General features: G+C 61.5%; 26 protein-coding genes and 1 riboswitch. Of the genes, 7 read left to right on the forward strand and 19 right to left on the reverse strand.

Annotation, left to right across the window (positions count from 1 at the left end; all coding sequences use genetic code 11):
• Genes cobC through cobO form a run of 9 tightly spaced genes read right to left on the reverse strand, consistent with a single transcriptional unit; the run spans position 1 to position 8,055 of the window.
• The gene (cobC, locus tag AC07N4_RS06330) at positions 1 to 576 is read right to left on the reverse strand and encodes an alpha-ribazole phosphatase family protein (protein ID WP_493065529.1); all 576 of its coding nucleotides are present in this window, start codon (positions 574 to 576) and stop codon (positions 1 to 3) included.
• A complete protein-coding gene (gene cobT, locus AC07N4_RS06335) occupies positions 573 to 1,628 on the reverse strand; it encodes a nicotinate-nucleotide--dimethylbenzimidazole phosphoribosyltransferase (protein ID WP_493065528.1) in 1,056 nt (351 codons plus the stop codon). The genes cobC and cobT overlap by 4 nt, the downstream gene beginning before the upstream one ends.
• Positions 1,625 to 2,146, reverse strand: coding sequence for a bifunctional adenosylcobinamide kinase/adenosylcobinamide-phosphate guanylyltransferase (gene cobU / locus AC07N4_RS06340; RefSeq protein ID WP_096822997.1), 522 nt, complete (start codon positions 2,144 to 2,146; stop codon positions 1,625 to 1,627). Before cobU ends, cobT begins: the two co-directional genes overlap by 4 nt.
• The gene (locus tag AC07N4_RS06345) at positions 2,134 to 3,600 is read right to left on the reverse strand and encodes a cobyric acid synthase (protein ID WP_493065527.1); all 1,467 of its coding nucleotides are present in this window, start codon (positions 3,598 to 3,600) and stop codon (positions 2,134 to 2,136) included. Before AC07N4_RS06345 ends, cobU begins: the two co-directional genes overlap by 13 nt.
• Positions 3,597 to 4,607 carry a threonine-phosphate decarboxylase CobD gene (gene cobD, locus AC07N4_RS06350; protein ID WP_102620382.1) on the reverse strand — a complete coding sequence of 337 codons (1,011 nt, stop codon included), beginning with the start codon at positions 4,605 to 4,607 and terminating at the stop codon, positions 3,597 to 3,599. Before cobD ends, AC07N4_RS06345 begins: the two co-directional genes overlap by 4 nt.
• Positions 4,600 to 5,508 carry an adenosylcobinamide-phosphate synthase CbiB gene (gene cbiB, locus AC07N4_RS06355; protein ID WP_096822994.1) on the reverse strand — a complete coding sequence of 303 codons (909 nt, stop codon included), beginning with the start codon at positions 5,506 to 5,508 and terminating at the stop codon, positions 4,600 to 4,602. Before cbiB ends, cobD begins: the two co-directional genes overlap by 8 nt.
• Positions 5,505 to 6,155: a 5,6-dimethylbenzimidazole synthase gene (gene bluB, locus AC07N4_RS06360; RefSeq protein ID WP_493065526.1), complete on the reverse strand. Its 651-nt coding sequence runs from the start codon at positions 6,153 to 6,155 to the stop codon at positions 5,505 to 5,507. The genes cbiB and bluB overlap by 4 nt, the downstream gene beginning before the upstream one ends.
• The gene (locus tag AC07N4_RS06365; RefSeq protein WP_493065525.1) at positions 6,152 to 7,447 is read right to left on the reverse strand and encodes a cobyrinic acid a,c-diamide synthase CobB; all 1,296 of its coding nucleotides are present in this window, start codon (positions 7,445 to 7,447) and stop codon (positions 6,152 to 6,154) included. The genes bluB and AC07N4_RS06365 overlap by 4 nt, the downstream gene beginning before the upstream one ends.
• Positions 7,444 to 8,055, reverse strand: a complete 612-nt coding sequence (gene cobO, locus AC07N4_RS06370) for a cob(I)yrinic acid a,c-diamide adenosyltransferase (protein WP_007950401.1) — start codon at positions 8,053 to 8,055, stop codon at positions 7,444 to 7,446. Before cobO ends, AC07N4_RS06365 begins: the two co-directional genes overlap by 4 nt.
• Before the next feature lie 81 nt (positions 8,056 to 8,136).
• Positions 8,137 to 8,362, reverse strand: a riboswitch (cobalamin riboswitch).
• Between the two features lie 166 nt (positions 8,363 to 8,528).
• Here cobO and AC07N4_RS06375 point away from each other — a divergent pair.
• Both AC07N4_RS06375 and AC07N4_RS06380 read left to right on the forward strand, forming a co-directional pair.
• Positions 8,529 to 9,113 carry a hypothetical protein gene (locus AC07N4_RS06375; RefSeq protein ID WP_085710581.1) on the forward strand — a complete coding sequence of 195 codons (585 nt, stop codon included), beginning with the start codon at positions 8,529 to 8,531 and terminating at the stop codon, positions 9,111 to 9,113.
• Between the two features lie 66 nt (positions 9,114 to 9,179).
• A complete protein-coding gene (locus AC07N4_RS06380) occupies positions 9,180 to 10,493 on the forward strand; it encodes a PQQ-dependent sugar dehydrogenase (protein ID WP_493065524.1) in 1,314 nt (437 codons plus the stop codon).
• 69 nt (positions 10,494 to 10,562) lie between these two features.
• On the opposite strand, the gene AC07N4_RS06385 is transcribed toward AC07N4_RS06380, so the two are convergent.
• From AC07N4_RS06385 to AC07N4_RS06405, 5 genes are all read right to left on the reverse strand, one after another.
• Positions 10,563 to 11,099: a C40 family peptidase gene (locus AC07N4_RS06385; protein ID WP_096822989.1), complete on the reverse strand. Its 537-nt coding sequence runs from the start codon at positions 11,097 to 11,099 to the stop codon at positions 10,563 to 10,565.
• Positions 11,100 to 11,317: 218 nt separating this feature from the next.
• Positions 11,318 to 11,935, reverse strand: a complete 618-nt coding sequence (locus AC07N4_RS06390; protein ID WP_096822988.1) for a C40 family peptidase — start codon at positions 11,933 to 11,935, stop codon at positions 11,318 to 11,320.
• Positions 11,936 to 12,149: 214 nt separating this feature from the next.
• The gene (hda, locus tag AC07N4_RS06395; RefSeq protein ID WP_003223042.1) at positions 12,150 to 12,854 is read right to left on the reverse strand and encodes a DnaA regulatory inactivator Hda; all 705 of its coding nucleotides are present in this window, start codon (positions 12,852 to 12,854) and stop codon (positions 12,150 to 12,152) included.
• A gap of 219 nt (positions 12,855 to 13,073) precedes the next feature.
• Positions 13,074 to 14,147 carry an AI-2E family transporter gene (locus tag AC07N4_RS06400; protein WP_096822987.1) on the reverse strand — a complete coding sequence of 358 codons (1,074 nt, stop codon included), beginning with the start codon at positions 14,145 to 14,147 and terminating at the stop codon, positions 13,074 to 13,076.
• A gap of 36 nt (positions 14,148 to 14,183) precedes the next feature.
• Positions 14,184 to 15,254 carry a DUF2066 domain-containing protein gene (locus tag AC07N4_RS06405; RefSeq protein WP_493065523.1) on the reverse strand — a complete coding sequence of 357 codons (1,071 nt, stop codon included), beginning with the start codon at positions 15,252 to 15,254 and terminating at the stop codon, positions 14,184 to 14,186.
• 375 nt (positions 15,255 to 15,629) lie between these two features.
• Between AC07N4_RS06405 and purM the strand changes: the two genes are divergently transcribed.
• Genes purM through AC07N4_RS06420 form a run of 3 tightly spaced genes read left to right on the forward strand, consistent with a single transcriptional unit; the run spans position 15,630 to position 18,060 of the window.
• Positions 15,630 to 16,688 carry a phosphoribosylformylglycinamidine cyclo-ligase gene (purM, locus tag AC07N4_RS06410; protein ID WP_027614051.1) on the forward strand — a complete coding sequence of 353 codons (1,059 nt, stop codon included), beginning with the start codon at positions 15,630 to 15,632 and terminating at the stop codon, positions 16,686 to 16,688.
• The gene (gene purN / locus AC07N4_RS06415; RefSeq protein WP_102620373.1) at positions 16,688 to 17,338 is read left to right on the forward strand and encodes a phosphoribosylglycinamide formyltransferase; all 651 of its coding nucleotides are present in this window, start codon (positions 16,688 to 16,690) and stop codon (positions 17,336 to 17,338) included. Before purM ends, purN begins: the two co-directional genes overlap by 1 nt.
• An 8-nt stretch (positions 17,339 to 17,346) precedes the next feature.
• Positions 17,347 to 18,060: a DUF3108 domain-containing protein gene (locus tag AC07N4_RS06420; protein ID WP_096822984.1), complete on the forward strand. Its 714-nt coding sequence runs from the start codon at positions 17,347 to 17,349 to the stop codon at positions 18,058 to 18,060.
• 53 nt (positions 18,061 to 18,113) lie between these two features.
• Here AC07N4_RS06420 and AC07N4_RS06425 read toward each other — a convergent pair whose 3' ends face one another.
• Entirely contained in the window at positions 18,114 to 19,739 is a 1,626-nt protein-coding gene (locus tag AC07N4_RS06425; protein WP_096822983.1) for a methyl-accepting chemotaxis protein, read from the reverse strand.
• A 376-nt stretch (positions 19,740 to 20,115) separates the two neighbouring features.
• On the opposite strand from AC07N4_RS06425, the gene AC07N4_RS06430 reads away from it, so the two are divergent.
• On the forward strand, positions 20,116 to 20,532 hold the full coding sequence (locus AC07N4_RS06430; RefSeq protein ID WP_096822982.1) for an OsmC family protein: 417 nt from the start codon (positions 20,116 to 20,118) through the stop codon (positions 20,530 to 20,532).
• A 61-nt stretch (positions 20,533 to 20,593) separates the two neighbouring features.
• Entirely contained in the window at positions 20,594 to 21,484 is an 891-nt protein-coding gene (locus AC07N4_RS06435) for a pirin family protein (protein ID WP_493065522.1), read from the forward strand.
• A 42-nt stretch (positions 21,485 to 21,526) separates the two neighbouring features.
• Here the strand turns inward: AC07N4_RS06435 and AC07N4_RS06440 are convergent, their stop codons facing one another.
• The 4 genes from AC07N4_RS06440 to AC07N4_RS06455 form a co-directional block, all read right to left on the reverse strand.
• Positions 21,527 to 22,255 (reverse strand): dienelactone hydrolase family protein, encoded by a 729-nt coding sequence (locus AC07N4_RS06440; RefSeq protein ID WP_096822980.1) that lies wholly within the window; start codon positions 22,253 to 22,255, stop codon positions 21,527 to 21,529.
• 68 nt (positions 22,256 to 22,323) lie between these two features.
• Positions 22,324 to 24,228: a molecular chaperone HtpG gene (htpG, locus tag AC07N4_RS06445; protein ID WP_493065521.1), complete on the reverse strand. Its 1,905-nt coding sequence runs from the start codon at positions 24,226 to 24,228 to the stop codon at positions 22,324 to 22,326.
• 81 nt (positions 24,229 to 24,309) lie between these two features.
• The gene (locus AC07N4_RS06450; protein WP_102620368.1) at positions 24,310 to 24,762 is read right to left on the reverse strand and encodes a PaaI family thioesterase; all 453 of its coding nucleotides are present in this window, start codon (positions 24,760 to 24,762) and stop codon (positions 24,310 to 24,312) included.
• Positions 24,759 to 25,235, reverse strand: coding sequence for a PaaI family thioesterase (locus AC07N4_RS06455; protein ID WP_096822978.1), 477 nt, complete (start codon positions 25,233 to 25,235; stop codon positions 24,759 to 24,761). Before AC07N4_RS06455 ends, AC07N4_RS06450 begins: the two co-directional genes overlap by 4 nt.
• Positions 25,236 to 25,279: the final 44 nt, after the last annotated feature.

Genomic DNA, 25,279 nt, shown 5'->3' on the forward strand with positions numbered 1-25,279 from the left:
TCAGTGCACTTCCTTGAGCGAACCATCAGCCTCGACGATCAGCGAAAACAACGCGCCATGACCGACTTCGACATTGAGCAACTGCTCACGGGGCAACCCACGGGCGCGAGCCAGCAACAGACGCATGACGCCGCCATGACTGACCAGCAACACCCGCTCTCCCGCATGCGCCGCGTGCAAGCGCATGACCGCCGCCAGCACCCGCGCAGAAAAATCGCTGACCGGCTCCCCCTGCGGCGGGGTAAACCCATACGGATCTGCCCAAAACAGCCCAAGCGCTTCGGCATCGGTTTCCATCAACGCCGCCGCGCTCTGCCCTTCCCAGGCACCGAAATGCAGCTCTTGCAGATCCTTGTCCAGAGATACCGACAGATCCCGTTGCGCACCCAACTCTTCAGCGAATCGCGCGCAACGCTGCAACGGCGAACTGACCAGCCGATCCCACGGCCCCTGCCCGATCACCGCCTCGCGCATCTGTGCCCAGCCCTTTTCGGTCAGTGCATCGTCGAGACTGCCGCGCAGGCCACCGCCGAGTTCGGTTTCACCATGGCGCAGCAGGTCCAGATGCAAGGTCATGCCGGGCGATCCGCTACCGCGGCTTCGGCGAAGGTCGCCATCTGGCCGTGCAGATCGCAGGCCAGACGCAGCAACGGCACCGCCAGCGCCGCGCCACTGCCCTCGCCCAGACGCAGGCCCAATTCGAGCAGCGGTTCGGCACTGAGGGTTTCCAGCACATGACGATGACCCGGTTCGGCGCCGCGATGCCCGAACAGCAGCCATTCACGGCAGGCCGGATTCAGCCGCACCGCCACCAACGCCGCAACCGTGCAGATGAAACCGTCCACCAGCACCGCCACGCCTTCCTGAGCACAAGCGAGATACGCGCCCACCAGTGCCGCAATCTCGAATCCACCGAGATTGAACAGAGTCTGCAACGCATCGCCGCGCTGCGCTGAGTGCAGCGCGAGCGCCCGCTCGATCACCTGCGCCTTGTGGCTGACGCCTTCAGCATTCAACCCGGTGCCGGGACCGGTCAGATGAACCACCGGGCAATCGAGCAGCGCACAGGCCAGCGCACTGGCAGCCGTGGTGTTGCCGATGCCCATTTCGCCACCGATGAACAGTTGCGCACCCGCCGCCTTCGCGCGCAACACGCTGTCGCGGCCGGCTTGCAGGGCCAGCTCGCCCTGGGCCGACGTCATCGCCGGACCCTTGGCGAAATTCGCCGTCCCCGGGCCGATATTCAAATGGCGCACGCCCGGCAGATTCAGCGACGGGGTCACGGTGCCCAGATCCACCACTTCCAGCTGCGCACTCAGTTGCCGCGCCAGCACGCTGATCGCCGCGCCGCCGCTGACGAAATTCAGCAGCATCTGCCCGGTGACTTCCTGCGGAAACGCGGAAACCCCTTCGGCCACAACGCCGTGGTCACCGGCAAAAATCGCGATCCAGACCTGATCCAGGCGCGGTTTGATCTGACCCTGCAATCCGGCCAGTTGCACCGCCACCGATTCGAGCTGCCCGAGGGAGCCGGCGGGTTTGGTCAATTGCTGCTGACGCGCCGCCGCGTTTTCAACGGCGTCCGTATCAACCGGTTTGCACGGGTTCAGCCACCAGGCTTGGGTCATAACGCAGGTCCTTTCAGAGTCAGGGGCAGGCCGGCAACCGTCAGGACGACTCGCTGACAACGCTCGGCCAGAGCTTGATGCAGCCAACCGGCTTCATCGACGTAGCGGCGAGTCAATTCGCCCAGCGGCACGACACCCATTCCGGTCTCGTTGCTGACAAAAATGATTTCACCCGGCAGCGACGCCAGGCATTCGAGCAGGGCTTCGCGTTCGGCAGCGAGGCGTTCGGCGTCTTCGAGCATCAGCAGATTGGTCAGCCACAGGGTCAGGCAATCCACCAGCAGGCAACGTTCGGCACTGGCGGTTTCGCGCAGGACCCGGGCCAGCTCCAGCGGCTCTTCGATCAGCGCCCATTCGGCGGGACGGCGCGCGCGGTGATGAGCGACGCGCTCATTCATTTCACCGTCCAGCGGTTGGCTGGTAGCGATGTACGTCACGGCCAGCGCGCTGTCAGTGGCGAGTTTTTCAGCCAGGCGACTTTTGCCGGAGCGGGCGCCGCCGAGGATCAGTTGGAGCATGGGGACATTCCACAGAGTTCACGTAACAGCCCGGTATCCAGATGCTTCTCCACCAGATCCGCCAGCCGCTCGATGTCGCGTTCGCGCAGGCCGTGGTAATCCACTTCCTGCACATCGTTCAGACCGGCCCAGCGCAACAGCGCCGCACTGGCCGCCGGCGATTCGAACAGGCCATGCAGGTAGGTGCCGAAAATCTGCCCGTCGAGACTTTGCGCGCCGTCGCAGCGGCCGTCGTCCAGATGCACAGCGGCGTTTTCCAGCGCAGCTCCCGTGGTCACGCCGGCATGAATCTCGTAACCACTGACCTCGGCATCTTCCAGCGCCAGACGCCCGCGCACATTGCGCAATTGCTTCTCGGCTTCGAGCTGCGTTTCAAACGCCAGCAGCCCCAGACCGGCGCTGGAGCCCGGCGCACCTTCAAGGCCCAGCGGATCATGGACCTGCTCGCCGAGCATTTGCAGACCGCCGCAGATTCCCAGCAGCTTGCCGCCGTAACGCAGATGTCGGCTGATGGCGGTTTCCCAGCCATTGGTGCGCAGATACGCCAGGTCGCTGCGCACGCTTTTCGAGCCCGGCAGGATGATCAGATCGGCCGGCGGAATCGCTTGCCCCGGGCCGATGAATTGCAGATCCACTTGCGGATGCAGTCGCAGAGGATCGAAATCGGTGTGGTTGCTGATGCGCGGCAGCACCGGCACCACCACTTTCAAGACTTGCTCGGCCTTGTCGGTCTGGCGCTGATCGATGCCGTCCTCGGCCTCCAGATGCAGGTCCATCACGTACGGCAGCACGCCCACCACCGGCTTGCCGGTGCGTTGTTCCAGCCAGTCGAGGCCCGGCTGCAGCAAGGCGATGTCACCGCGAAAACGGTTGATGATGAAGCCTTTGACTCGCGCCTGTTCACTCGGCGACAGCAGTTCCAGCGTGCCGACCAGATGGGCAAACACACCGCCACGGTTGATGTCGGCAATCAACAAAACCGGGCAATCCACCGCTTCGGCGAAACCCATGTTGGCGATGTCGCCGGCGCGCAGATTGATCTCTGCCGGCGAGCCCGCGCCTTCGACCATCACCAACGGATAAGCAGTGCTCAAGCGTTCATGGGAAGCGAGAACCGCCTGCATGGCGATGGCTTTGTAGTCGTGATAGGCGACAGCGTTCATGCTGGTAACCGCGCGACCGTGGATGATGACCTGGGCGCCAGTGTCACTATTCGGCTTGAGCAGCACGGGATTCATGTCGGTGTGTGGCTCAAGGTGCGCGGCTTGCGCCTGTACCGCTTGTGCCCGGCCGATCTCGCCGCCGTCAGCAGTCACCGCGCTGTTGAGCGCCATGTTCTGCGGTTTGAATGGCACCACGGCAACGCCCTGGCGGGTTGCCCAGCGGCACAGCGCCGTCACCAGCGTGCTTTTGCCGGCGTCGGAGGTGGTGCCCTGCACCATTAATGTGGTCATGCTGGTTGGTTTTCCATAGAGCGGTCCAGGGCAAAGGCTTGCAGGGCTTGCTCAAGGCGCACTTCATCGGCGGCGTTGGCGGGCAGGCCGAAACGCAGGCTGCTGTTGTGCGCGAAGAGGCGCAGGAGAATGCCGCGGCGGGCCATGAACTCGTGCAGCGCGGCGGCGTGTTCGGTGATCAGCCACTGAAACAGCGCGCAACCACCCTGAGGCTTGAAGCCGTAGCGTTCGAGCAGCGCAGCCAGCCGTTCACTGACCTCGTCACTGCGGATCCGCTGGCGGGTATGACCTTCGGTGTCTTGCAGGCAGGCTTGACCCAACACGCGGGTCGGCCCGCTGACGGCCCAGGGTCCGACCTGCTCGGCCAGCAACCGGAGCAACTTGCGCTCGGCCAGCACGAACCCCAGCCGCACACCGGCCAGGCCGAAAAACTTGCCGAACGAACGCAACACGATCAGTCCGACCTGATGCGCATGCGGAGCCAGGCTCAACTGCGGCGTGTTGTCCATGAACGCTTCGTCGACCACCAACCAGCCACCGCGCTGGGCCAGCCGCGCATGCCAGTCGAGCAAGCGCGCCGGGGTCAGGCTCAGGCCCGTGGGATTGTTCGGATTGACCACCACCAGCACGTCGAGGCTGTCGAGGAAGAAATCGACTTCCTGTTCCAGCACCTCGCGCACGATGTAACCACTGCGCCGCCAGGCTTCGGCATGCTCGGCATAACACGGCGACAACACGCCGACCTTGCCGGCCCGGCGCAAACGCGGCAGCAACTGAATGGCCATCTGCGAACCGGCCACCGGCAGCACTTGCGCGGCACCGTAGTAGTCGCACGCCGCCTGCTCCAGACCGTCATCGGTTTCCGGCAGGCGCGCCCAGGCCCGCAGCGGGATGTCCGGGACCGGGAACGGCCATGGCGCGAGGCCAGTGGACAGGTCGAGCCAGTCTTCTTCCGCGATGCCGTATTCGAGCGCCGCCCTGCGCAGCCGGCCACCGTGCTCAAGCATAGAATTCAGCCCCCACGCAGAGAATCAGCAGCCATAACCATACCCCGCGCTGGACCAATTGCCAGCCGCGATCGATGGAATCTGCATCCGCCGGCAAGCCTTCGCCCAGTTGCGGACGCTCGTGCAGCTCGCCGTGGTAAATCGCCGGCCCGCCCAACTCGACGCCCAGCGCACCCGCGCCGGCGGCCATCACTGGACCTGCGTTCGGGCTGTCCCATTTCGGCGCCTGGGTGCGCCAGCATTTCAGCGCCAGTCGGGTCTTGCCCAGCAGCGCGTAGGTCAACGCCACCAGCCGCGCAGGAATGTAGTTGAGGACGTCGTCGATCTTCGCCGCCGCCCAGCCGAAACGCTCGAAGCGTTCGTTGCGATAGCCCCACATCGCGTCGAGCGTATTGCTCAGACGATAGAGCACCACGCCCGGCGCACCGGCCACGGCAAACCAGAACAGTGCGGCGAACACGGCATCGCTGCCGTTCTCCAGTACCGATTCAGTGGCGGCGCGGGCGACAGCGGTGCTGTCCAGCTCACTGGTCTGACGGCTGACCAGATAACCCACGCGTTTGCGCGCTTCTTCCAGATCATCGCTGCGCAGGGCCTTGGCCACCGGCTCGACGTGCTCGCCGAGACTGCGCATGCCGAGGGCGCAATACAGCGCGAGAATCTCGACCACCCAGCCCACATACGGCGCCCAGGACAATGCCGTGGCCAGCAGGGTCAGCGGCAGCACTGCAATCACCCACGCGGTGACGCCATGGCTGCGCCAACCGCGACCACCGCTATTGAAACGTTGCTCGATGCGCCCGGCGAAATTGCCGAACGCCACCAGCGGATGCCAGCGTTTCGGTTCACCCAGCAGCGCATCCAGCGCGACCGCGGCGACACTCAACAACGCCACACTCATTGACTCACTCCCCAGAAGTTTTCATACAGCAGCTCACTGAGCGGACGCGCCTGCGCCCACCCTTCGAGTACCAGCATCGGCGCCGGATAGAATTCCTTGACCGGCCCCAGACAAAGAACCGCCAGCGGCTTGGCCCCGGCCGGCAGTTTCAGCAGATCGGCCAGCGCCTGCGGTTCGAACAGCGACACCCAGCCCATGCCCAGGCCTTCGGCGCGCGCCGCCAGCCACAGGTTCTGGATCGCGCAGGACAATGAGGCCATGTCCATTTCCGGCAGCGTGCGACGGCCGAAAATGTGCCGTTCGCGATCGTCCATCAAGGCTGCGACCAACACTTCCGCACAGTCGTTGATGCCCTCGACCTTGAGTTTCATGAACTCGTCACTGCGCTCGCCGAGGGCTTCGGCGGTGCGTACACGTTCTTCTTCAACAAGGTTCTGGATCTGGCCACGCAGCGCGCGGTCGCTGATACGGATGAAGCGCCACGGCTGCATCAGACCGACGCTCGGCGCCTGATGTGCGGCTTCAAGCAATCGGCGCAGCAATTCAGGCTCGACCGTGCCGCCGCTGAAGTGGCGCATGTCGCGGCGTTCGGCGATGGCGCGGTAGACCGCTTCGCGCTCGGTTTCAGTGAATGCGTTGTCGGTCATGGCACCAACAGTGCGGCAATCGCCGACGGATTCGACGGGAAGTAAAAGTGCACGTACGAGGCGGTCATCCGCCCTTCCCGATACACCGCTTCGGCACCGCGCCCGCCATTGGGGCTGTGGCCACGGGCAATGGGTGTCAGTTCGGTGGTGGTCAGGGAATGGTGATAAGTGTGACCGCGCAGCAAGCCTTCCGGCAGTTCGACCTCTTGCAAGGCCAGCGCGGCCAGACGTTTCTGCATCACGGCATCGCCACTCAGCAGGCCGACCAAATCAGCGCGGGTGCCTTCGACATCGGTCAACGAATCCAGCAGATAGAGCATGCCGCCACATTCGGCGAGTAACGGTTTGCCGGCGGCGTGATGCGCGCGGATCGCTTTGAGCATGTCGGCGTTTTGCGACAAGGCCACGTGGTGCAGTTCCGGATAACCGCCGGGCAGGTACAAGCTGTCGGCCTCAGGCAATTGCGTATCGCGGATCGGCGAGAAGAAACTCAACTCCGCGCCCATCGCCCGCAACAGATCAAGGCTGGCGCCATAGGTGAAGGCAAACGCCTCGTCTCGGGCGACGGCAATCCGCACGCCGTCGAGCAGCCTTTCGGTATTCACGATTTCAGGTGCGGCGAATTCGACGGCCGGTGGCAGCGCTACCTCGCAAGTGCTGGCCAGCGCTTCGGCGGCGGCGTCGAGGCGCACATCGAGGTCATTGAGCTCGCTGGCCTGCACCAGGCCAAGATGGCGACTTGGCAGTTCGATCCCGGTTTCCCGGGACAACGCACCGTACCAGCGCAAACCTTCAGTGAGGCTGCCTTCGAGCAACTGTGCATGGCGCACGGTGCCGACGCGGTTGGCCAGCACGCCGGCGAACGGCAGGTCCGGCTGGTAGCGCGCCAGACCCAGCGCCAAGGCGCCGAAGGTCTGGGCCATGGCCGTGCCATCGATCACGCCGAGTACCGGCACGCCGAAATGCCGCGCCAGGTCGGCGCTCGACGGTGTGCCGTCGAACAAGCCCATCACGCCTTCGATCAGGATCAGATCGGCTTCAGCGGCGGCTTCCCACAACAGACGTCGACTTTCCTGCTCGCCGACCATCCACATGTCCAGTTGATAGACCGGCGCACCGCTGGCGCGCTCGAGGATCATCGGGTCGAGAAAGTCCGGGCCGCATTTGAATACGCGAACCTTGCGCCCCTGATTGCGGTGCAGACGGGCCAGCGCGGCGGTGACAGTGGTCTTGCCCTGGCCGGAGGCCGGCGCGGCGATCAATACCGCCGGGCAGTGACGTGGTTGATTCAAAGTTCGACGCCTTTCTGCGCTTTGATACCGGCCTGGAAGGCGTGTTTGATCATGCCCATTTCGGTGACGGTGTCGCCCATCTCGATCATTTCCGGCTTGGCAGCGCGGCCGGTGACGATCACATGCTGCATCGGCGGACGGGCCTGCAGATCGCTGAGCACCTGATCCAGATCGAGGTAGCCGTGCTTGAGGGCGATGTTCAGCTCATCGAGCACCACCAGACCGATCGACGGATCACGCAGCAGTTCGCGGGACACTTCCCATGCAGCTTCGGCAGCGGCGATGTCGCGCTGGCGATCCTGGGTTTCCCAAGTGAAGCCCTCGCCCATCACATGAAAACGTACCTGCTCGGGGAAGCGGCGGAAGAACAGTTCCTCCCCGGTGCTGTTGCGGCCCTTGATGAACTGCACCACGCCGCACTGCATGCCGTGGCCCATGGCGCGGGCGAGCATGCCGAACGCCGAGCTGCTTTTGCCTTTGCCATTGCCGGTCAGCACCAGCACCAGGCCGCATTCGTCTGGCGAATTGGCGATGCGCTCGTCGATCACGGCTTTTTTGCGCTGCATGCGCGCCAGGTGGCGCTCGTCGCGTTCGGGGGAATCAGTCATGGGGGAGCTCTCCGTTGAGGCTGGATAACGGCGGGCAGGCACAAGAATAGACGGCAACAAGCCTGGCATCGCCCACCGTGATGCCGCTGGATGGATCAGGCCGGTCTCCGGGCTCATGAGCGGCCTTGGCCTGGCTGCGCGCCTTCCCGCTTTGCAGCAGTGGCATTAGACGCAGCTTTTACTCATTTACCGTTGCGGGGGCAGCGCCGGGATCGTGATGGTTCTTCGCTTGAAGACCCGCCTCACCGGCTTCCCTGTTTCACTCTGTCGACAGCGGTCACAGAGCACCTGAAACAAGCCGCGAAGGTTAGAGGGTTGGGGGTGGAGCGTCAAATGAAGAGGCCCCCTGAAAGCGAATAACTGCCGTCGATCAATTATCTGACGCCAATCTTGTGCCACACTGTCAGCAGTGATATCAAAGAGCCATGCTTTTTGAATGCAGAGAGCACATCACAATAACAAGGGAGAGCACCATGCAAGGCATGATCATCAGCAATCCGCGGCTGGAATTCCTGCGCCCGGTGCTGGAACGCTGGTTTGACTGTATCGACCGCTACAACGCCGTGCGCGGCGACAACGACACGCCGTACTGGCACGACGAAAAAGCCAACCTCGGCCTGTTGTCCGCCGCCGCGTGGATGGCCGAACTGGTCACCCTGCGCGACACCGCCACCCGCAAGCAGAACGAGGAAGGCGAGCGCAATGCCCGCGCCGACCTGTTCCTGGCCGGCGCCGAAGATCGCGCCTACATCCAGGCGACGCAACGCTGGCCGCGCGTCAACAGCCTGAATCTGACCCAGGCCCTGGCCGATATCACCAGCGACGCCAAGCGCATCAGCTACGCCAGCGATCTCAAGCTCGGCTGCCTGTTCGTCGCCCCACAGAAAGCCCAGCACAGCGCCAGCCCCGAGGAACTGCAGGACATGGTCGACGACCTGCAAAAGGAACACACCTGCGCCGTCGCCTGGTATTTCCCCTACGCCTATCGCAAATTGCGCAGCGAGGCCGGCAACTACCACCCCGGCATTGCCGTGCTGTTCAAGGAGGCACGCGGCTGAGCGGTTGAACCATCGGGCTCGCGCACTTCTCTATGATTAGGAATGCATTCATAGGGAAGATCAGTAATGCGCAAGCCCCACCTCGTTTTCGTCATCGCACTCGCCGGAGGGCTCACCGCCTGTGGTGAATCCTCCAGCCTGCAAGTCTCGGACGGCACCGGCCCGTCTCCCAAACTGCCCGAACCGAACAAGACCCTGATCCCGACGGTGAACATCGCCCCGGCGATCGGCTGGCCGGCGGGTGCGAAACCAACGCCAGCCGCAGGCACCCAAGTGGCCGCATTCGCCGAAAACCTCGATCACCCGCGCTGGCTCTACGTGCTGCCCAATGGCGATGTGCTGGTGGCGGAAACCAATGCCCCGCCGAAACCGGACGATGGCAACGGGATACGTGGCTGGGTGACGAAGAAAATCATGGGCCGCGCCGGCGCCGGGGTTCCCAGCCCGAATCGCATCACCCTGTTGCGCGACGCTGATCACGATGGCGTGGCCGAAACCCGCACGGTATTTCTACAAAATCTGAATTCTCCGTTCGGTATGACCCTGGTCGGCAACGATCTGTACGTCGCCGACACCGACCGCTTGCTGCGCTTTCACTACGAACCCGGCGCAACCGAGATCAAGAACCAGCCGATCAAGGTCGTGGATCTGCCGGGCGGCCCGCTCAACCATCACTGGACCAAGAACGTCATCGCCAGCAAGGACGGCAGCAAGCTGTACGTCACCGTCGGCTCGAACAGTAACGTCGGCGAAAACGGCCTGGATCAGGAAGAAGGCCGCGCGGCAATCTGGGAAGTGGACCGTGCGACCGGCAATCACCGGATCTTCGCCTCGGGCATCCGCAATCCCAACGGTCTGGCCTGGGAACCCAAAAGCGGCGCGCTGTGGACAGCAGTGAACGAACGGGACGAGATCGGCAGCGACCTGGTGCCGGACTACATCACCTCGGTCAAGGACAGCGGGTTTTATGGCTGGCCATTCAGCTATTACGGCCAGCATGTCGATGTCCGCGTCGAACCACAACAGCCAGAGATGGTGGCCAAGGCCATCGCTCCCGACTACGCCGTCGGCCCGCATACCGCCTCACTGGGGCTGACGTTCGCCGAGGGCAACACGTTGCCAGCACAATTCAAGGAGGGCGCGTTCATCGGCCAGCATGGCTCGTGGAATCGCAAGCCGCACAGTGGCTACAAGGTGATCTTCGTCCCGTTTGCCGCAGGCAAACCGAGCGGAACGCCAGTGGACGTGCTGACCGGCTTCCTCGACAAGGACGAGAACGCTTTAGGGCGCCCGGTCGGCGTGGTGATCGACCAACAAGGTGGATTGCTGGTGGCGGATGATGTGGGGAACAAGGTGTGGCGAGTTTCGGCGGCTAAATAGCCCGGCCCTGAAACAAAAAAACCTGTGGGAGCCAATGTGCTCCCACAGGTTTTTTATTGTTTCGGATGACTACGGGTTATGCGCCAGATGCTCCGGCTGCAGAACGCGCTTGGCACTCAGGTAGGCCTTCTGCCAATACGCCTTCGACAGGCTGTCCAGCTTCACCGTGCCACCGGTGGCTGGTGCGTGAACGAAGCGCCCTTCCCCGACGTAAATCCCCGCATGGCTGACCTGAGAGCCGCCATTGGTGGCGAAGAAGATCAGGTCGCCGGTCTGCAACCCTTCCTTGCCGACATTCGGCGCCTGCATGACGATCAACTCGCGCGTCGAGCGCGGCAGGCTGATGCCGGCGGCATCGCGGTAAACGAAACCGATCAGGCCACTGCAATCGAAGCCCGAGTCCGGCGTGTTGCCGCCCCAGCGATAAGGCGTACCCACCAGCCCGAGCGCACGGAACAGCACGTCTTCGGCAGCGGGAGAAAAAGCCTGGGAGGATCCGAACACAATCGGCGCGCGAACCACAGGGGCTGGCGGCGGAGTGCGACTGGCGCAAGCGCTGAGCAGCGCTGCGAAGAACATCAGGGCGAGGCGGGCCGGCATCGTCATAAGCAGAACATCCTGATCTGGCTGCGGCTTTTACTGCCGATTCGACAGAAAACAAAACCGCCTGCGTTGGGACGCAGGCGGTTTGCCATCAATATAGATCAGGATTCTAGCGGCTACGCGGCAAACTTCAAGTAAGACTTTAACTTCACCTTGTAAAGTTTAAGTCTATTGCCCCTGAAGGACCGCTTGTCGCCACGAGCGTGGCGACCAAGGCGAGATTACTTGCGAGCGGTAACCACGGTTGGAGCGTTCGCCAAAGCGCGCTTGGCTTCGATGAAGGTCTTGCTCCAGTAGCTGTCACCCAGGCTGTCGATGCGGACACCGCCACTGCGACGACTGCTGGAGTGAATGAACTGGTTGTCGCCCAGGTAGATCCCGGCGTGGCTTACACGACCGCGACGACCATTGGTGGCGAAAAACAGCAGGTCGCCCGGCTCGAGGTTGCTGCGCGATACCAGCGGAGCATCCACGTTGATCATTTCGCGGGTGGAGCGCGGCAGGTTCATGCCGGCTTCTTCGCGGAACAGATAGCCGATGAAACCGCTGCAATCGAACCCGGCTTCAGAGGTACCGCCGAAACGGTAACGGGTACCGATCAGGGACATGCCGCGCTCAAGAATACTGTCTGCCAGAACCGGAAGCTGATAAGGCTTCTTGCCGTTGAAAGCGGCGAGTTCTTTCTCGGTGTCCAGCTCTTCCTGATAAATAACGGAAGACTGAGCGGTGGCAGAATTTTTAGCCTGTTGCTGCTCTTGATTAACAGGTGAATGAGCAGCGCAACCGAACAACAGGGTGACGAGTGCGAGAGGCACGAGGGGTGCGAAGCGCTTTAGCATGGGCACGACCGTGGCTGATAGTTGTAAAGAAGCCGAGACTATGCCCGCTATCAGCCTCATTTGCAAATTCAATCGATCTTTTTGTGACTTCTCGGTTTCTCGTTTACATCTAAGCGCTTAAGCCTATTTGAATCGAGACGCGGCCTGCGCAGTGCACAGGAAAGCGGATTTTCTGGCGCCTGAAATATGCCGAAACCCGCTGAAAGCCCCGGTTTTACCAGCCCAGGGTTTCTTTCAGGAAGGGAATGGTCAGCTTGCGCTGAGCCTGCAAAGAGGCCTGATCGAGCTGCTCGAGCAGGTCAAAAAGCGCGCTCATGCTGCGGGTCCCGCGAGTCAAAATAAAATGCCCGACTTCATCGGTCAGATGCAGACCGCGACGGGATGCACGCAATTGCAGGGCACGCAATTTGTCTTCATCGGAGAGAGGACGCATCTGGAAAATCAGCGCCAGAGTCAGGCGCGATTTCAAGTCCGCCAGTTTTACCGGCAATTCACGTGGCGAGGTTGAAGCGGCGATCAACAAGCGGCGACCACTGTCGCGCAGACGGTTGAACAGGTGAAACATCGCCTCTTCCCAGTCGGCCTTGCCGGCGATCACCTGCAAGTCGTCCAGACAGACCAGTTCGTACTGTTCGAGGTTGTCGAGGATTTCGATGCCGCGATCCATCAACTCGGCCAGCGGCAGGTACACCGCCGGCTCGCCCATCTGTTCGAAACGCAGGCACGCGGCCTGCAACAGATGCGTACGCCCTACCCCGTGCTTGCCCCACAGATAGATGAGGCTTTCGGTCCAGCCGGCGTCGGCTTCGCATAGACGCTCGACATAGCCGAGTGCAGCGGCATTGGCGCCTGGGTAGTAGTTGATGAAGGTGGCGTCGTCACGCAGACGCACACCTAGGGGCAGCTGAATCGGTTTCATGCTGACTGAACAGTTCCCAAGGAACCGTTAGTGGCCTCTGTGTAAAGTGTGCGAAGTTTATACCCGTGAAGCGGAGCGCACAATGCGACAGACCCCAAGCAAAATCAAAGGTTTGCGTTAACACGCTGGTTTTATGACAGTTTCTTTGGCGCACGAGTGCCAGCATTGCGTGCATGAGACGGGCCAACCCGGCAATACACCGGGCGACCCTCCCTCGTCTTACAGCTTCGGATCATCCACTCCGCTATAAATGTCGGAGTCCTTGTACAAGTCATGGACGTGACGCACCAGTACCATGATCACCGCCGCCACCGGCAACGCCAGCAGCACACCGGTGAAACCGAACAACTCGCCGCCGGCCAGGATCGCAAAGATCACCGCCACCGGATGCAAACCGATTCGATCACCCACCAGCAATGGGGTCAGCACCATGCCTTCCAGCGCCTGACCGACCATGAACACCGCCACGATCCCGATCATCGGATACAGATCGCCGCCGAACTGGAACAGCCCGGCAATCAACGCCGCACCGATCCCGATCACAAACCCCATATAAGGCACGATGGCCGCCAGACCGGCGATCAGGCCGATCAACAGACCCAGTTCCAGGCCGACAATCATCAGGCCCGCCGCATAGATCACGCCCAACGCCAGCATCACCAGCAACTGGCCGCGCACGAAAGCGCCAAGCACCTCGTGACACTCGCCGGCCAGAGCCACCACACGTTCTTCGCGGTCACGCGGCAACAGGCTGCGGATCTTGGCCATCATCACGTCCCAGTCGCGCAGCAAGTAGAAACTCACCACCGGGATCAGCACCAGATTCGCCAACCAGCCGATCAGCGCCAGACTTGAGGCCGTGGCCTGACTCAGCACCACACCGACGATGTCGGTGGTCTGGCCCATGTGTTCGGTGATCGCCGCCTTGACCTTGTCGAATTTCCAGAAGCCCTCCGACAGCCCCAGCTTCGACTGCGCCCACGGCAGCGCTGTGTGCTGCAGCCAGTCGAGCATCTGCGGTGCCAGCTCATACAGTCGCAGTAACTGCTTGGCGAGCATCGGCACCAGCACCAGCAGCAACGTGGTGACGATCAGGGTGAACAAGGCGAACACCGCAATCACGCCCCAGGTACGGGACAAGCCAAGTCGCTCAAGACGATCCACCAAAGGGTCGAACAGATAAGCGAGCAACAGCGCCACCAGAAACGGCGTGAGGATCGGATGCAGCAACCAGACAAACGCGCAAAGCAGGAGCACCCCACCGAGCCAGAACCAACGCCGCGTATCGGCCATGTAACACTCCATTGCTTCTATATATGAAAGAAAAACCTACCAGCGAAACCGCAACGACGGCGCCGCAGGTGCCGGTGCCGCAGGTGCCGGTGCCGGCGCAACGACAGGCGCACCACCCGGCACTGCGGGTTGCGGAGCCACTGGAGCCGGTGCCTCGGCCGGCATTTCCTGCAACTTCGCCAGCGACAACTGCGCCCGCAACTGATCGGCACTGCCGTTCACCCGATACACAATGCGATCGGCATCGACACTCTGCAGACGCACACCAGAGGGTTCGAGTATCCGCAGCAACGTCGCGTAATGCTCCAGATTCATGCCTTGCACTTCCAGAGTCTGCTGACCCGAAGCGCCCGGCTTGGCGACAAAACGAGGCGCCAGACGCTCGGCGACCGCCAGCATCACGGCATCGGCGACAGCGGCTTGATCAGCCCCTTGCACGCTGCCCGCTTCCTTTTGATCACCCAGCCACAAATGCCATTTGGCTTGCCACTGACCGCCTTCTTCGCGGGCATGCACGGCGAGCAAGGCATCAGCGTTGTAGCGTTCCGAGGCGGCATGCAACGGCGCGGGATCGGTGCCTTCGAGCGTCGGCGCGGTCGCGACCAATTGCTCGCTCAAATCCGCCAGTGGCAAGCGCAGCGGCAACCCTCGGTGCTGGGCGGCACGCCGCAATGGCGCGGCACTGGCCTGACCGTCGCCCACCAGGCTCGAGCCTTCGGAGGAGTCGTTCAGCCACCAGCTCAGGATCGACGGCCGGCTGGCACCCCACAGCGCCAGCCCGGCACGGCGCAATGCCTGCTCGGTGGTGGCCGGGTCGAAATCAACTTTCAATACCTCCGGCGGCCCGGCATCGAAGCCGAACTGACTGATGATCTGCTGCGGGTCCTTGCGAATCGGCGCCAGCCCGGGGTTCTGCGGCGCCTTCGGGTCACCGGTGAGACGCAGCACCAGCGTGTCGAGCGCGGATTGAGTGGCGCGATCACGCTCCTCCGGTGACTGGCCGTTGACCGGTTCGCGCACCTGATAAAGACCTTTGACGTTTTCGGCCTGGCTCGCCAGGCTGACCAGAGACAAGCAACCCACTAACAGCAATTTACACAAACGCATGGAGAATTCCCGTCGACAAGAGCGGCTGGAACAGGCCGCGTGAACCGGATTGAGCAAGCCTGTGACCACTGGCCGTTGCAAAACATTCACACGCTGGCGATAAGTTTTTGCACAGCCCTAACGATAGACGGTTCCTTATACAGGCACCTGTGATGTCACCCGAAGCATCAATTGCAAAATTTTTCGGCCGATATGCCCCTGCCCGTCGGCGTGAGGATGGCCGCTGCCCCTCAAGCCTGATAAAATCGCGCGCCTTCGCAGACCGGCAACAGCCGTGCACATCGATTTCGCGTGAGGCAATCGCCTCTGTCGTTTTCGGCGTTCCCGCTGGACTCGGTCGTTACCCCTGAATCCCCTCCCCTAAAGGCCTGGATCATGAGCAAGCAACCCTCCCTGAGCTACAAGGACGCCGGTGTAGACATCGACGCCGGTGAAGCATTGGTCGAACGCATCAAGAGCGTCGCCAAGCGCACTGCGCGCCCGGAAGTCATGGGCGGACTGGGCGGTTTCGGCGCCCTCTGCGAAATCCCGGCCGGCTACAAACAGCCAGTACTGGTTTCCGGCACCGACGGCGTCGGCACCAAGCTGCGCCTGGCGCTGAACCTGAACAAGCACGACAGCATCGGCCAGGACCTGGTCGCCATGTGCGTCAACGATCTGGTGGTGTGCGGCGCCGAGCCGCTGTTCTTCCTCGACTACTACGCCACCGGCAAGCTGAACGTTGATGTTGCCGCCACCGTCGTCACCGGTATCGGTGCAGGCTGCGAACTGGCTGGCTGCTCCCTGGTTGGCGGCGAAACCGCTGAAATGCCTGGCATGTACGAAGGCGAAGACTACGATCTGGCCGGCTTCTGCGTCGGCGTCGTGGAAAAAGCGGAAATCATCGACGGCTCGAAAGTCGCCACCGGTGATGCCCTGATCGCCCTGCCATCGTCCGGCCCGCACTCCAACGGCTACTCGCTGATCCGCAAGATCATCGAAGTGTCCGGCGCCGACATCGAAACCGTTCAGCTCGACGGCAAGCCGCTGACCGAACTGCTGATGGCCCCGACCCGCATCTACGTGAAGCCGCTGCTCAAGCTGATCAAGGATACCGGCGCTGTCAAAGCCATGGCCCACATCACCGGTGGCGGCCTGCTGGACAACATCCCGCGCGTTCTGCCAAAAGGCGCTCAGGCGGTGGTTGACGTGGCCAGCTGGACTCGCCCGGCCGTCTTCGACTGGCTGCAAGAGAAAGGCAACGTTGACGAAACCGAGATGCACCGCGTGCTGAACTGCGGCGTGGGCATGGTGATCTGCGTGGCTCAGGAGCACGTTGAAGTTGCCTTGAACACCCTGCGTGACGCTGGCGAGCAGCCTTGGGTCATCGGCCAGATCGCTGCTGCCGCCGAAGGCGCTGCCCAGGTTGATCTGCAGAACCTTAAGGCTCATTAATGTCCGCAACCTGTGATGTCGTGGTGCTGCTGTCCGGCACCGGCAGTAACTTGCAGGCTCTGATCGACAGCACGCGGACCGGCGACAGCCCGGTCCGCATCGCTGCGGTGATTTCCAACCGCGCCGACGCTTACGGCCTGCAACGCGCCAGTGACGCGGGTATCGCCACCCGCTCGCTGGATCACAAGGGGTTCGAAGGCCGCGAGGCCTTCGATGCCGCCCTGATCGAACTGATCGACGCCTTCAAGCCCAAACTCGTGGTACTGGCCGGGTTCATGCGCATTCTCAGCGCTGACTTCGTCCGTCATTACCAGGGTCGCCTGCTCAACATCCACCCGTCGCTGCTACCCAAATACAAAGGGTTACACACTCATCAGCGCGCGCTGGAGGCCGGCGACGCCGAACACGGCTGCTCCGTGCACTTCGTCACCGAGGAACTCGATGGCGGACCACTGGTCGTACAGGCAGTAATACCGGTAGAGTTGCACGATTCGCCGCAGAGTCTGGCGCAACGGGTTCACGTTCAGGAACACCTGATCTACCCGACGGCCGTACGCTGGTTTGCCGAAGGACGGCTGACCCTCGGCGAGCAAGGTGCTTTACTGGATGGCCAGTTACTTGGGGCCAGCGGTCACTTGATTCGAAACTAGGAGATTTTATGCGTCGCGCCCTGCTCTTCGCTTGCGCTCTGCTCGCCCTGCCTTTCGCCCAGGCGGCAGACCTTCAACCGTTCTCCGCCAGCTACACCGCCGACTGGAAACAGTTGCCCATGAGCGGCACTGCCGAACGCAGCCTGACCAAGGAAGCCAACGGCGTCTGGAAGCTCACCTTCAAGGCTTCGATGATGATCGCCAGCCTGTCCGAAGAAAGCACCCTGACCCTGGACAAGGACACCCTGCTCCCGCAGTCCTACCACTTCGAACGTGGCGGCCTGGGCAAAGCGAAAAAGGCTGACCTGGACTTCGACTGGACCACCAAGATGGTCACCGGCACCGATCGCGGCGACGCGGTAAAAGTCCCGCTGAACCGTGGCATGGTCGACAAATCCACTTACCAGCTGGCACTGCAGCATGACGTCGCCTCCGGCAAGAAGACCATGAGCTATCAAGTGGTCGACGGCGGTGAAGTCGATACCTATGACTTCCGCGTATTGGGCTCCGAGAAAGTCGAGACCAAGGCCGGCAAGATCGACGCGATCAAGGTCGAGCGCGTGCGCGATCCGACACAAAGCAAACGCACCACCGTGATGTGGTTCGCCAAGGACTGGGATTACCTGCTGGTCCGCCTGCAACAGGTCGAAACCGACGGCAAGGAGTACAACATCATGCTCCTCGACGGCACGGTCAACGGCAAGCCTGTCAAAGGCAGCTGATTCAACGAAAAGCCCTGCGATTGCGGGGCTTTTTTTCGCCTGTCATTCAGTGATTAAACCGAGAATTTGGCCACCATATTGTTCAGATCCACCGCCAGCCGTGACAATTCCTGGCTCGCGGCGCTGGTCTGATTGGCCCCGGCCGAGGTCTGCATCGCCAGATCGCGGATATTCATCAGATTGCGATCCACCTCCCGCGCCACGGCAGCCTGCTCTTCCGATGCACTGGCGATCACCAGGTTGCGCTCGTTGATCAAGGTGAACGCCGAAGCGATTTCCTCCAGCGCCACCCCGGCAGCTTTCGCCAGATCGAGGGTCGAGCGCGCGCGGACATTGCTCTGCTGCATCGAACTGACCGCCGAATCGGTGCCCTGCTGGATACCGCCGATCATCTGCTCGATTTCCTGGGTCGATTGCTGGGTGCGATGGGCCAACGCCCGGACTTCGTCGGCCACCACCGCGAAACCACGCCCGGCGTCACCGGCGCGGGCCGCTTCGATCGCCGCGTTCAATGCCAGGAGATTGGTCTGCTCGGCAATCGAGCGGATCACCTCCAGCACTTTGCTGATGCTGTAGACCTTCTGCGCCAGATCCTCCACCTGCGTGGCGTTGGCAGTGACATCGTCCGCCAGCAACTCGATGGACGACACGGTCTGCTGCACTTGCTCACGGCCATGCTGGGCGATGCGGTCCGACTCACGCGACGCCTCGGAGGTCGCCACAGCATTGCTGGCAACCTCTTCCACCGCAGCGGTCATCTGATTCACTGCCGTTGCAGCCTGCTCGATCTCCAGGCTCTGCTGATGCAGCCCTCGCGTGGCATCTTCAGTGACGCAGCTCAGCTCTTCCGACGCCGAAGCCAACTGACTGGAAGACTCCGAGATCTGCCGAATGGTGTCGCGCAGGCTGTGCTGCATGCTCTTGAGCGCGTGCAGCAGCCGCGCCGGCTCATCCTTGCCGATGATGCTGATGTCACCGGTCAGATCGCCGCCGGCCACTACTTCGGCAACCCCCAGCGATTGCGAGAGCGGCACCACGATACTGCGGGTCAACAGCAGCGCGAGGCCAATGGTGATCAGCGCAGTGATGCCGATCATTACCCCGACCCAGACCCGCGAATTGATGAACACCAGCCGCGCAGCCTCTGTGGCGAGGTTGGCATTGTGCTTGTTCAGCTCCACCAGTTCTTTCAGGGTGACCGCGATGTCATCGGCCAACGGACTCATCTGCGCATTGAGAATGCTCGCCGCCTCTTCCACCCGATTCTGGGCCGACAGCGCCATCACCTGGGCCTGAAGCTCCAGATACTTGTGCTCGGCCACCTTGAAGCGGTCGAACAGCGCCCGCTCCTCGGGCAACACGATCAATACGTCGTAACGCTGCTGGGCTTCGCTCAACACACCGCGCAGCTCATTGAGCTTTGCAACATTCTGATCAAGGGCCTGGGGATCGCGATTGAGCAGCAGGCGCATGGTCAGGGCGCGCAGGCGCAACATGTCCTGACTCATTTCACCCACCGCCATCACGCTCGGCAGCCAGTTGTTGTCGACCTCATCGGACTGAGCGCGCATGTTCGACATTTGCAGCAAGGCGAATGCGCCAAGGCCGAACACCATCAGCGCCAACAGGCCGAAGCCCAGCCCCGCACGGGGGGCAATATTGAGACTACGGATACTCATTGCTCTGGTTCCTTCCAAAAGCGCTGCATCAACCCTGCAGCTGGCTGCTTTAGAAGGTATCGGCCCGGCGAAAATTTGCGTAAGACCAAAACGTGATATCAAAAGGCCTTAATACTTCGAACCCTTGGCATTAACGATTCAGCGTCGATTGGCCGGACTTGAACGCCGTTCGCTGCAAGATCAATGGGAAGTTATTGGAAAACCTTGAAACAACCCCACAGGTGAAACACCGACACAAGTAATCTTCGACTCAACGGCATAACCTGTCGCCCTGCCGCGCACCCACAAGAAAGTGGAACGCGCCCCTGCGGGAATGCTCTATACCTGCAAGGTCTTATTTGATCGAATGACTTTTCCTACTGCTTGCGAGGTTCACATGACCGTCACCGTCAATACCATCTCCGCCGAAGGTTTCCGTCACACCGTACAGATCGATGAGCACGAACTGTTTGCCGATGTCCCGACGACTGCCGGTGGCGAAGGCTCGGCGCCGGAGCCACACGATTACTTCGACGCCGCCCTCGGCGCCTGCAAGGCCCTGACGCTGAAGCTGTACGCGAAGAAAAAAGACATTCCACTTACCGGCGTCGGTGTCGAGGTCAAACGCGACAACAGCCAGGAGCAGAAAGGCAAATACGCCCTGCACGTCACCCTGACACTTAAAGGCGTGCTCACCGACGCACAACGCGAAGAGCTGTTGCGAGTGGCGGATCGCTGCCCGATTCATAAACTGATGACCACCAGCGAAGTCACCATCGAAACCCATGCCCCACAAGGCTTCGACAGCCAGTAATCACCACCACGACACCGGCGGGTTATGCTCCACGCATCACCCGCTCAGCCTGGAATGGACCATGGACACCCAACCCCTGATCATCCGCCCGCGCGCCGAAGACGTCGAAGGCCAGCCGATTCTGCGCCCGCTGCCGTCAGCCAAATGCCGCAGCGTCGGGCCCTTCGTGTTTTTCGACCACATGCTAGAAACGGTTTATCCCGCAGGCAAAGGGATGAACATCCGACAGCATCCGCACATCGGCCTGTCGACCCTGACCTATCTGTTTGAGGGGCAGATCCAGCACAAGGACAGCCTCGGCTCCGATCAAGTCGTCAGCGCCGGCGATGTCAGCTGGATGACGGCGGGCAGCGCGATTGCTCATGTCGAGCGCACGCCCGAACCACTGTGGGAACAAAGCTTCAAGATGCACGGGCTGCAAATCTGGCTCGCCTCGCCCAAGGATCACGAACAGGGTCCCGGGCATTACAGCCATCACCCGGCGTCGACATTGCCGGTCAGCGATAACCTCGGCGTGCAGATCCGCATGATTGCCGGGTCAGGCTTTTGTCTGGAATCGCCGGTGCCGGTACTTTCTCCGACGCTGTATGCCGAATTGAAGATGCAAACCGCGACCACCCTGCTGATTCCGACCGAACATGAAGAGCGGGCGCTGTATGTGTTGAGCGGTGATGTGCAATTGAATGGCGAAGCGGTCGAACCCCATGCGCTGGTGGTGTTGCCGGCCGGGGAAGAGATGAGCCTGTTCGCCGAGAGCGACAGTCATGCCATACTGTTCGGCGGCGCGCCACTGGATGGGCCACGGCGGATCAACTGGAATTTTGTCGCGAGCGATCCGACGGTGATCGACGAGGCCCGGCGCAAGTGGGCGGCCGGGGATTGGCCGACGGTACCGGGGGAAGTCGAGCGGATCGAGCTGCCGAAATCGCGCAACGAGCCGACACCGCTGTAAACGAACACTCCCACGCCAGGCGTGGGAGCGCTTTCAACCGAATCAGCCCTTGAACACTTCTTCCAGCAAGTCATGCATCGACTTGAACGCCCGCGCAGCGGTTTTCGCGTCGTACATCATCATGCCCGGCACATTGGCGTGCGGATCGGTGAACGAGTGCACCGCACCGCCGTAGCTCAGCAATTGCCAGTCCACGCCAGCCGCATTCATCTCGTCTTCAAATGCCGGCAGTTGCTCTTTCGGCACCAGCGGATCAGAAGCGCCGTGCAGCACCAGCACCGAGCCCTTGATGTTTTTCGCATCCGCCGGGTTCGGCGAATCCAGCGTGCCGTGGAACGATACCGCAGCCTTGAGCGCCGCACCGGTGCGGGCCAGGTCCAGCGCACAGCAACCGCCGAAGCAGAAACCGAACACCGCCAGTTTCGAGGTATCAACCGCCGCTTCGCCCTGCTTCTGCAATTGTTCGAACGCAGCCTGCATACGCTTGCGCAGCAGTGCACGGTCATTTTTCAGCGGCATCATCGCCGCGCCGGCCTGGTCGCCGTTCTGCGGACGCACCGCTTGCCCGTACACGTCGGCGATCAGCACCACGTAGCCCTTGGCCGCCACCGATTTGGCAATCTCTTCAGCACCAGCGCTGACACCCATCCAGTTCGGCGCCATCAACAGCCCCGGACGCGCACCTTTGTGCTCGGCGTCGAACGCCAGACGACCTTCATAAGGCTGGCCGTCAATCTGATAGACCACGGAACGTACAGTGACTTGGCTCATTTCTGACTCCTGATTGGTTGAACACCAGAATGAAAAAACCCGCCGAAGCGGGTTTTTCTACAGTTTGATCAAGCGGACAGCTCAACCAGCAGCTTGTTCAGACGGCTCACGTAAGCGGCCGGGTCTTTCAAGCTGTCGCCAGCCGCCAGGGCGGCCTGGTCGAAGAGGATGTGCGACAGGTCGCCAAAACGCTCTACGCTGGTCTCGTTGTCGAGTTTCTCGATCAGCGGGTGGCTCGGGTTGAATTCGAAGATCGGCTTCGAATCCGGCACCTTCTGCCCGCTGGCCTCGAGGATCTGACGCATTTGCAGACCCAGATCCTGCTCACCGATAGCCAGAATGGCCGGCGAATCGGTCAGGCGATGGGAAACGCGGACTTCGGCAACGGACTCGCCCAGCGCGGTTTTCAGACGCTCAACCAGACCTTCCTTCGACTTGGCGACTTCTTCTGCGGCCTTCTTGTCCTCTTCCGAGTCCAGGTTGCCCAGGTCCAGGTCACCACGAGCGACGTCGACAAAGCTCTTGCCGTCGAACTCGCTCAGGTAGCTCATCAGCCACTCGTCGATGCGGTCGGTCAGCAGCAGCACTTCGATGCCTTTCTTGCGGAAGACTTCCAGGTGCGGACTGTTCTTGACCTGCGCGTAGGTTTCGCCGGTGAGGTAGTAGATCTTGTCCTGACCTTCCTTGGCGCGGGCCAGGTAGTCGGCCAGACCCACGATCTGCTCGCCGTCGGTGCCGTTGGTCGATGCGAAACGCAGCAGACCGGCAATTTTTTCCTTGTTGGCGAAATCTTCTGCCGGGCCTTCTTTCATGACCTGACCGAAGTTTTTCCAGAAGCCCTTGTATTGCTCAGGCTCGTTCTTCGCCAGTTTTTCCAGCATGTCCAGCACGCGCTTGGTCAGCGCCGACTTCATCGAGTCGATGATCGGGTCTTTCTGCAAGATTTCCCGCGACACGTTCAGCGACAGGTCGTTGGAGTCGACCACACCCTTGATAAAGCGCAGGTACAGTGGCAGGAACGACTCGGCCTGATCCATCACGAACACGCGCTGTACGTACAGCTTCAGGCCTTTCGGCGCTTCACGCTGGTACAGATCGAACGGAGCGCGGGCCGGCACGTACAGCAGCGAGCTGTACTCAAGCTTGCCTTCGACCTTGTTGTGGCTCCAGGCCAGCGGGTTTTCGAAGTCGTGGGCGATGTGCTTGTAGAACTCCTGGTATTCCTCATCCTTCACTTCGGTGCGAGGACGGGTCCACAGGGCGCTGGCGCGGTTGACGGTTTCCCATTCAACTTCAGGCTTCTCTTCGCCTTCGGCAGCAGCCACTTCTTTCGGCAGCTCGATCGGCAGCGCGATGTGGTCGGAGTACTTCTTGATGATGTTGCGCAGACGCCAGCCATCGGCGAACTCGTCTTCACCGGATTTCAGGTGCAGGACGATGCGGGTGCCGCGTTCTGGTTTGTCGATGGTGGCGACTTCGAATTCGCCCTCGCCTTTCGACGACCAGTGCACACCTTCGCTGGCAGCGGTGCCGGCGCGACGGCTGTACACGTCAACTTTGTCAGCAACGATGAAGGCCGAGTAGAAGCCCACACCGAACTGGCCGATCAGGTGCGAATCCTTTTTCTGATCGCCCGAGAGATTCTTCATGAAATCGGCGGTGCCGGATTTGGCGATGGTCCCCAGGTGGGTGATCACATCGTCACGGTTCATGCCGATACCGTTGTCTTCGAGGGTGACGGTCTTGGCGTCCTTGTCGAAGCTCACACGGATTTTCAGTTCAGCGCCACCTTCGAGCAACTCAGGCTTGGCCAGGGCTTCGAAGCGCAACTTGTCGACGGCGTCGGAGGCGTTCGAGATCAATTCGCGAAGGAAGATTTCCTTGTTGGAATACAGCGAATGGATCATGAGGTGCAGCAGTTGCTTCACCTCGGTCTGGAAGCCCAGGGTTTCCTTTTGAGTTTCCACACTCATGGTCATCAAACTCCAATCAGATGGCATTGGCCGCGACCCAAATGGTCTGCGGCGGGTTGTTCACTGAGTTGGGGGCGGTGTTCAGGATTTCAAGGGCTCGTCGATTTTGAAATGGGCGCGGGCAGTGGCAATCGGCTCGCTCTCGGTGCTTTGCCAGGCCGTGACCGCGACGTTGGCCACCCGCCGCCCCTGACGACAGACCTGGCACCTGGCCCAGGTATCGCGAAACTGCCCGGCCCGCAGGTAATCGAGGGAAAAGTCGATGATCTTCGGCACACCGGGCGCACCGGTGAAAATCAGCAGATGCAGGGCGGCGGACAGCTCCATGAATCCGGCAATCACCCCGCCGTGGATCGCCGGCAATAAAGGGTTACCAATGTTGTCCTTGTTGGCCGGCAACTTGAACAGCAGGTCATCACCGACTCGCGAACACTCGACGCCGATCAGCCCTGCGTAGGGAATCAGCTTCAGCAGTGGCGCGTAGTCAGCCTTCGCGTGAGCCTCCTGCAGTTGCTGCTTGAAATCATCGTTCATTGGCTGTCTCCCTTGATCGCGCCACCAAAGCCTTTTGTGCCTTTGAGGCCCTTGCCCATGCGCATGAACGTGCCGACGACGTGGGCGATGGGATGTTCGGGATCATCCTGATAGGCGAAGCCCCGGGCGAAGATCACATCGGTGGTCACTCGGTAGCACTGGGCGAAGCCATAGACATCTTTATGCGGTTCGGCGGCATGCATGTAGTCAATCCGCAAATCCAGAGTCGGGCAGACTTCGAATTCCGGCAGCACGCACAGGGTGGCCATGCCACACGCGGTGTCCATCAGCGACGTGATCGCCCCGCCGTGGACTACGCCGGTCAGCGGATTGCCAACGATCTGCGGGCTGTACGGCAAGACCACGGTCAGGCCTTCGCTGCTGGCGCTGTGCACTTTCAAGCCCAGCACCTGGCAGTGGCGCAGGGCCGAAAGAAAGCGGGTCGCGCGCTCAAAAACAGGGTTTTCGGCCATTTGATAATTACTCTTGTTAGTCACTGTTCCCGGTAGTGGAAAGA

This window comes from Pseudomonas sp. GW821-FHT09E04, from assembly GCF_059416185.1.